Consider the following 7,711-nt stretch of genomic DNA (forward strand, 5'->3'; position numbering starts at 1 on the left):
CCCTCACGTGGTGCCGCATCTCCTACGTGCGTCCTCAGGAGATGCAGTATGTGGCCGACGTGATGAGAGGCCTTAGGAAGAAAGGCGTCATCTGACGGGGAAGCGGAGTCCCGGCCGGAAAGAAGAATGACTTTTTCCGGCCGCTCCGCCCCGCGGCCTGAACGCTAATATTTCAAAAAACATTCCCCGAACCCGGCTGAGCTCATGGAAAAGCTTCCGCCGGGTTCTCTTTTGCGAGATTGATCCAAATGCCCTGGCCAGCTTTTGACCCCCTTGACTATCCTCATTCCTCCCGCCGCACGGTGGTTTATGCCGCGAACGGCATGACCTGCGCGGGGAACCCCACCGCTGCCTCAATCGGCCTGCAGATTCTCCTGAAGGGCGGGAATGCCGTCGATGCCGCCGTCGCGATGGCGGCGGCGATGCCGCTCGTTGAACCCACCGGCAACGGTCTCGGGTCCGACGCTTTCGTGATGGTCTGGAAGGACGGAAAGCTATACGGCCTCAACGGCTCCGGCCCTTCACCCGCCGCTGCGTCGATCGAGGGCATGAAGGAACGGGGCCTCACGGAAGTCCCGGCCTACGGCACGCTTTCCTCCGACGTTCCGGGGTGCGTCGCCGCCTGGAGCGCCGTGCATAAACGCTTCGGGAGCCTCTCCTTCAAGGACGTGCTCGCGCCCGCGATCCGCTATGCCGCGGAAGGCTTTGTGGTGTCGCCCACCGTTGCACTCCTCTGGGAGCGGGCCTTCCGGCTCTATTCCGGCATGAAGGCGGATCCCCAGTACGCCCCCTGGTTCGAGACCTTTGCGCCGGAAGGCAGGGCACCGCGTGCGGGCGAAATCTTCCGTTCTCCCGATATGGCGAAGACCCTCCTGCGCATTGCGGAAACCGAAGGCGAAGCCTTCTACCGGGGCGAAATTGCTGAGGCCATCGGGCGCTTCTACGAAGACCATCAGGGGTTCCTGAGGGCGAGCGATCTCGCCGCCTACAAGCCCGAATGGGTTGATCCGATCAGCATCAACTACAAGGGCTACGACGTCTGGGAGATGCCTCCCAACGGCCACGGCATTACGGTGCTGATGGCGCTCAGAATCCTCGCCGGAATGAAGCTGGGTGCGCCACTGACTGCCGAAACCATGCATCAGCAGATCGAGGCGATGAAGCTCGCCATGGCCGATACCGCGATGCATGTGACGGAACCTTCCGCCATGCGGGTCACGGCCGAAGAGCTTCTTTCGGAAGACTATGCCGCGTCGCGTCGGGCGCTCATCGGTGAAAAGGCAATGCTCCCGAAGGCGGGCGACCCGCGCGGAAGCTCCACCGTCTACTTTGCCGCCGCCGACCGGGACGGCATGATGGTGTCCTTCATTCAGAGCAACTACCGCGGCTTCGGTTCCGGGATCGTCATTCCGGGAACGGGCATTTCGATGAACGACCGCGCGAACAACTTTACGCTCGACCCCGGGCACGTCAACTGCCTCGCGGGATCGAAGCGCCCCTACCACACGATCATCCCCGGGTTCCTCACGAAGGACGGCGAGGCGGTCGGCCCCTTCGGCATCATGGGCGGCTTCATGCAGCCGCAGGCCCATGTGCAGGTGGTCGAGAACCTGATCGACTGGCACCTCAATCCCCAGCAGGCGCTCGACGCTCCCCGCTGGCAGTGGGTGGGCGGAAAGCGCGTGGAATTGGAAGCCGACATGCCGCAGGCGGAAATCCTTAAGCTCGCGCGCATGGGGCACGAGGTGAGCATCAAGGCGGACATGACGCTCATGGGACGCGGGCAGATGATTCTCAGAAATCGCGACGGCGTTCTCTGCGGCGCGACCGAGAAGCGCACCGACGGCCAGGTGATGTGCTTTTAAGAAAAAGGGAGCGCCTTTCCTGAAAAGACGCTCCCATGATGCTTTGCATCGTTGTTCCGGGCTTGGCCCGGAACAACTTCACGGATTACTTGGTCGAAAGGATGTGCTTCACAGCCATGAGGCCGGAGGTCACAGCGAAGGACGAGGCCGTGCCTTCGCCAACCTTCAGATCGTAGGAGTCGCCGTACATGCCGCCAGCGTCATGACCGATGGCATAGAGGCCCGGGATGACGTGATCGTTCTTGTCGAGAACCTGGAGGTCGGCATTCACCTTGACGCCATTGAGGCTCGTGAGCGTATTGAGCTTGCCGCGGACCACGTAGAAGGGACCTTCAGAGACGGCGCGGAGGTAGTAGGGGTCCTTGCCGAACTGCTCGTCCTTGCCTTCCTTCGCATACTTGGTCATCGCGTCGGCGGAGGCCTTCAGGATCTTCGGATCCATGCCGGCCTTCTTGGCGACTTCCTCGATGGTATTGCCGATGAAGACGTTCCCCTTCTTTTCGTTTTCAAGAAGGAGGGCTTCGAGCTGCGTGGCGGCCTGATGGCGCTGGATGAAGTTGCCGCAGGGGTTCGGGTAGCCCTTCCCCTTCGTCGAGAAGTCGCGGACCGTCGCGGCATCGAAGACGATGTAGGTCCATTCGCCCGTGCGGGCAATGGCGTTCGAGGCGGTGGGCCAGTCGATCGTGAGCTCTTCATTGAAGAAGCGGTTGCCCGTGCCGTCGACGTAGAGGAGGCCCTGACGGAACATCGCGCGCAGTTCCTTGTTGGCGCCGTTGCAGATCGCCTCGCCTTCGGCAGGCATGAAGGCGCCGTTGATCATCATGGGACCGATGTTGTCGCCCACGGCGCCGACCTGCATCGCCATGTTGATGCCGTCGCCCGTGCGGCCCGGAGCACCCACCGGAATCATGTCGATGCCGGTCATTTCCTTCACCATCGGCACGTTGAAGTTGTAGCCGCCGGTGGCGAGAATGACGTTCTTCGCGCGGACCGTGACCTTTTCGCCCGAACCGTTCTTGGCTTCGACGCCCACCACCTTGCCGTTTTCAACGATGAGCTTTTCGGCCGGGGTGGAAAGGAGGAGCTGGCCTCCTTTTTCCTTGAAGATCTTCACCATCGTGGAGGGAAGGGCACCCGCCTTCGGATAGATGTGCCACGTGAGGACGTCGTTGTTGCGCCAGGCGGTCTTCACTTCCTTCCAGTGCACGCCGTGATCCCACACCCACTGAACCATGTCGGCCGAATTGTCGACGAAGGCCTTCATGAGGGGGGCATTGACGCGCCAGTGATGGTAGGCGGCCATGCGGTTGAAGGCTTCGGTCTTCGTGAGCTTCACGCCCTTTTCCTTCTGCATGAAGCTTTCCGCAGCGAAGGAGCCTTCCATGAAGTTGCCTGCGCCGCCCGCAAAGGCGTTCTTTTCAAGCATGATGGTTTTGAGGCCGCCTTCAACGGCTTCAACCGCGGCAACCGTACCGCCGGCACCGGCGCCGACGACAACGAGGTCGGCCGTGAGGTTCTGGTCGGCCCAGGCGGGAAGCGTCATTGCAGCGGCAACGGCAAAGGCGAGGGTTTTGAGCTTGGCCATGGAAATTTCTCCTTTTTCTCTAGGCGTTGCAAATTGGGGGCATCCTTTGGAAGGACTCCTTTCGATGGAGTTGAATTTGCATGAGAGGAGTGCTTTCTGTCAGTCTCCTTTGAAACCCGTCTCATTTGATACCGCTACTCTTTGCAAATGGAAATGAGGAAAGTAGAATTTAAAAACACATAAATATCAAAGCAGAGCGATATGGCATATTCGACTCAATGGCTGAATGTCGTGCGCCGACCCCGCATGAGGTTATGGAAACTACCAGCAGGTTCGGCTGAGCCCCTGATGCCCTGGATTACGCCTCCCGTGCCTCCCGAGCTCGAGGCGCTTTTTCGCGCCGAAGGTCAGGTGAGGCAGCTGAACGGCGGCGAATATGTCTATACGCCCCGGATGCCACTATCGCTCATGTCGCTCATCACGCAGGGCGTGGCGGGGAGAACCTTCGGGAGCATGTACAGCCAATCGAAGCAGGGAATGGCCCTTGCCGTGGCGCATCGGATCTGCGGCGGGAACCACACCTTCCATTCCGGGCGGCCCGGGAACGGCAGATATTTCGCCGTGACGCCGCTCGAAGTGATTACGCTCCCGAATGCTCGTATCAAGGAGCGGATGGAAGCGTGCCAGACCCTGAGGCAGGCCGTTGAGGTGCAGCTCGAATGCTGCATTCAGTCGGACCGCATCGGGCTTGCGGCCAATTCGGTGCTTCCCGTCCAGGACAGGGTCCGGCTCTATTTCCTTTCCTGGGCATTCGCCTACGGCGAGCTCGAGATGAGATCCGGCGCCGAGTGGGTGCGGCTTGAGGCCGTGCTGCCTCAAACCCAGGTGCAGCGCGTCACGAGCTCGAGCCTCATTCAGGTGAAGCGCTGCTACGCGGAATTGAAGGCTTCCGGGGACCTTGCGAGCGAAGGAAGCACGGTCTTCATCCGCGCTTCAGCTCTGGACGGCGTCTGGGCCTGGCTCTGTTCGAGCGAGGAAATCACGTGCGACTATGCGCGCCCGAAGGATTGGCGCGGGTTTCTCCAGAATTGAGGCGTTAAAGAAAACGGGCCTCTCCCAAAGTTCCGGAGAAGCCCGTTCTGAAGCTTTCTGGGTTTAGCGCGGCCGCTTAATTTCCCTCTGGAGAGGCTTCTGATTCCTCCCCGTAGAGGTCCTTATTCACCATCGCCGCCACGCAGCTGTCCGACCAGACGTTGAGCGTGGTCTCAACGGCATCGATCACGGCGTAGAAGGGCAGGATTACGCCCATCAGGAGAATGGGCACATTCATGCTCGCGAGAAGCGAGGCGGAGAGGAAGAAGCAGCCCATCGGGACGCCGGCGTTGCCGACGGCGGCAATCGTCGAAATCAGCACCCAGGCGGCAAGCGTGCCGAACGTAATGTCGGCGCCTGCGTTCTGCATGAGATAGACGACGGTAAGCAGGATGAAGGCTGCGCACCCGTTCATGTTGATGGTCGTGCAGATGGGAAGCACGAAGCGCGAGACGGGACGGCGAATGCCGAGGCGGTTCTCGGCGCTTGCCATCGTGACGGGGAGCGTGCCCGCGGAGGACTTGGAGAAGAAGGCGACGGTGAGCGCCGGCACCATGGCGCGGACCACCTTGATGGGGTTGAGGCCGCGGGCAAGAAGCACGAGCGGAAGGACAACCGCCATCTGGATCACGTTGGCTCCGAGCACCACCATGAAGTAGGTGCCGAGGCCCCCGAGTTCAATGCCGGACGAGAGATCCGAGGCAAGCACGGAGGTGAAGCCGAAGATGCCGATGGGGAGCGCCTTGATCACCCAGGAAACGATCTTGAAGAGCACTTCCTGGAGCCCCGCGAAGAAGGCGAGGAGCACTTCCTGCGAGCGTGATGCGGGAATGCGCGCGATCGCAATGCCGACCGCGGCGGAAATGAGGAGAACCGAGAGAACATTGGCCGAAAGGAAGGGCGCGAGGATGTTGTCCGGAATCACCGATTCGACGTACTTGAGGTAGCCTTCGCCGCCGGCGTTCGCAACGGACGAGAGCGGCGCCGCAGCGGAGGCCGCCACGGAGACGTTCTCGGGCGTGAAGAGTTCGTAGAGGAGCGCCGCAAGCGCCGCGGCAAGAATCGTCGTGAAGAGCGTGTAGAAGATCGTGTGGCGGAAGATCTTCCCGGAATTCCCTGAGCGCGAGATGCCGGCAAGCGTCGAAATGATCGACACCGCAATGATCGGCACCGAGACGAATTTGAAGATGCGGATGAAGAGGGTCGAAATGAAGTCGGCGCTCGTGCGTCCGAGTTCGGACCCCCAGAGGCCGTTCGCGACGCCGAGAAGGATGGCGGCAACGTAAAGGATGAGAAGCGTCCAGCCGCTCGAACGCGCCGAGGCGTTCTCCGGGGCTTCGGCGGCTTCTTTCGGATTTTGGGTTTCCATGGTCGGGTGTCCTTGTTCAGGCGTTCGGGAAAGAGGGATTCGTTAATTCTATTCTTGATTGAATAAGTCAGGAATAGACTCTTCAGAAAGACGGGAACAGGAACACCAAAGGAGAAGCCCCGGGCGCTTTAACCGGGAAGCCGCCCGATCGCCGCAAAGCGCTTTGTATCCTTTGCAAAAACCAGACCCAGACGAATAAGCGGACGCCCCGGGCGCTTGAAGCCGTATCGGTGAGTTTCAATCTGAGCGAGCGCGGCCTCGAGGCGCTGAGGCGCCTCTTTTTCCGTTTGCGCCATCTTGAATTCGATTACTGCATCGGTTTTCCGGGTTTCAAGCTCAAGATCGCTTCTGCCATTGGGAGAAACGCGTTCAATGCTCGCGTCAAGACCGGCGCCTTCGCAGAAGACCTGCACGATTTGTCGAATGAGTTCCTCGTTCGGATGCTGCATGCCCTGGTAGGAAAGGCGATGGATGAGCTCGTTCAACGATTCAAGAACATGATCCGGATTACCGGCTTCAAGCCCATGGACAAAGCGCCTCGCAATCTGCGAACGCATGAGATCCTGCGGCCAGTAGGCCGTTGAAAGGATTTCTGCAAAGGCGTCGCGCACTTCCTGATTGGGATAACCGAGGACGAGAAGACCGTTCTCTTTACCTTTAATTGTGAGGTAGCCGACATTCGTCAGGAGGAGCTTCGGATCGAGTTCGAGGATATGCGCGCAGGATTCAAGCTCCGAGCGCTTCGCGTACTGAGGCTTGTCGAAGGCTTCAAACCTGAGCTCGCCATTTTCCTTCAGAAAATTAATGAGGAGCCGAGGAGATCCGCCGGACTTGACCCAATATCGACCGAACTGCTCCTCCGGATAGCGTCTCAGGAAGTTCTGAACGGACCACGGACTGAAGACGTGTTTTGTTGCCGTTGCTTCAAAGCAGTAGCCGTCATAGTGCTCTGCCATTTCCTTGATGAGTTGATCGACCGTCAGACCGAAGTAGAGCGCCGCCTTTTCCAGATACGGCGAAAAATAGCTGCGTATCTCAGCTTCTGTGTAGCCGAGGAGTGTTCCAAAATGTTCGTCAAGAGAAATGTCGACGATGTTGTTGAAGGCGGAAAAAATGGATGCCTGCGGGAACTTCATTATTCCCGTGATGAAGGTGAAGTCGAACTTTCCGGATTGCTTCTTGTTCGCGATGAAGAATCCTGAAATGGTGCTTCGGACGGATTCAAACAATTCCGGTTCATTCAGAGCGGCTGAGAGGGGCGAATCGTATTCATCAACGAGGAGTACCAGACTCACCGGCTCGAGGCGGCTAAGAAACATGCGCCACTTAAGGAGTGGGTTGCCAGTAGGGACGTTCGGCTCCTCAAAACCCGCTTCGGCAATGGCCATCGTGAGGAGTTCATCGAAGGCCAGCAGAAATTCTTCATGGGTTTGAAACACCATGTCCGAAAAATCGAGATGGAGGACTTTTCGCTTCGGTCGCGTCCAGAGTTTTTCGGCCTTGAGACCCTGGCAAGCTGAGGCACCTTCCGTAAAAAGCGTTTTCAATGTGGAAATGAGCAGTGATTTACCAAAGCGGCGCGGGCGAGAGAGGAAGACGTACTGATCCCGGTTCACAAGGTCAACGATCAGATCGGTTTTATCGACATAAATCATTCCCTTCCGAAGCAGTCCGACAAAATCGGCAATGCCTGTGGAAAGAGGATTGGCTGCAGGAACGTTTTCAGTCATAAAACTCGGGAAAAGCGAAGGAATCTGAAGAGACTCCGTTAGTCTACGACAGGCCGTGGAAAACTACGGCATGTCCTTCCTGAACTTCCCAGCCTGACTGCACTCAAAATGGGAATTTCCTGAATTTCTC

5 protein-coding genes are annotated in these 7,711 nt (G+C 58.8%); 2 read left to right on the forward strand and 3 right to left on the reverse strand.

The genetic code is table 11. The features are described from left to right. The first annotated feature begins 248 nt into the window (after nucleotides 1-248). Entirely contained in the window at nucleotides 249-1,865 is a 1,617-nt protein-coding gene (locus Q0106_RS04620) for a gamma-glutamyltransferase family protein (RefSeq protein WP_297609499.1), read from the forward strand. An 85-nt stretch (nucleotides 1,866-1,950) separates the two neighbouring features. Here Q0106_RS04620 and Q0106_RS04625 read toward each other — a convergent pair whose 3' ends face one another. After that, nucleotides 1,951-3,450 carry an FAD-dependent oxidoreductase gene (locus tag Q0106_RS04625; RefSeq protein ID WP_297609502.1) on the reverse strand — a complete coding sequence of 500 codons (1,500 nt, stop codon included), beginning with the start codon at nucleotides 3,448-3,450 and terminating at the stop codon, nucleotides 1,951-1,953. Between the two features lie 288 nt (nucleotides 3,451-3,738). Between Q0106_RS04625 and Q0106_RS04630 the strand changes: the two genes are divergently transcribed. Then, a complete protein-coding gene (locus Q0106_RS04630; protein ID WP_297609505.1) occupies nucleotides 3,739-4,482 on the forward strand; it encodes a hypothetical protein in 744 nt (247 codons plus the stop codon). A gap of 76 nt (nucleotides 4,483-4,558) precedes the next feature. Here the strand turns inward: Q0106_RS04630 and Q0106_RS04635 are convergent, their stop codons facing one another. Next, entirely contained in the window at nucleotides 4,559-5,851 is a 1,293-nt protein-coding gene (locus Q0106_RS04635) for a dicarboxylate/amino acid:cation symporter (protein ID WP_297609508.1), read from the reverse strand. A gap of 128 nt (nucleotides 5,852-5,979) precedes the next feature. Beyond that, nucleotides 5,980-7,581, reverse strand: coding sequence for an AAA family ATPase (locus Q0106_RS04640; RefSeq protein WP_297609511.1), 1,602 nt, complete (start codon nucleotides 7,579-7,581; stop codon nucleotides 5,980-5,982). Nucleotides 7,582-7,711 lie beyond the last annotated feature (130 nt).

It is taken from the genome of uncultured Sutterella sp., from assembly GCF_937923675.1.
Lineage (GTDB): Bacteria > Pseudomonadota > Gammaproteobacteria > Burkholderiales > Burkholderiaceae_F > Sutterella.